Here is a 229-nt window from a genome sequence, read left to right on the forward strand (position 1 = left end):
TGAAACTCAAAGGAATTGACGGGGACCCGCACAAGCAGTGGAGTATGTGGTTTAATTCGAAGCAACGCGAAGAACCTTACCAGGTCTTGACATCCCTCTGACCGGTATAGAGATAGGCCTTTCCTTCGGGACAGAGGAGACAGGTGGTGCATGGTTGTCGTCAGCTCGTGTCGTGAGATGTTGGGTTAAGTCCCGCAACGAGCGCAACCCTTATGCTTAGTTGCCAGCA

The 229-nt window shown here is 52.0% G+C and carries 1 rRNA gene; it reads left to right on the forward strand.

From position 1 onward, the window contains the following. Positions 1–229 (forward strand): 16S ribosomal RNA (locus WA407_RS26905); the annotation flags it as partial.

The sequence above is a fragment of the Paenibacillus sp. 203 genome (assembly GCF_037027525.1).
Classification (GTDB): Bacteria; Bacillota; Bacilli; order Paenibacillales; family Paenibacillaceae; genus Paenibacillus; species Paenibacillus polymyxa_B.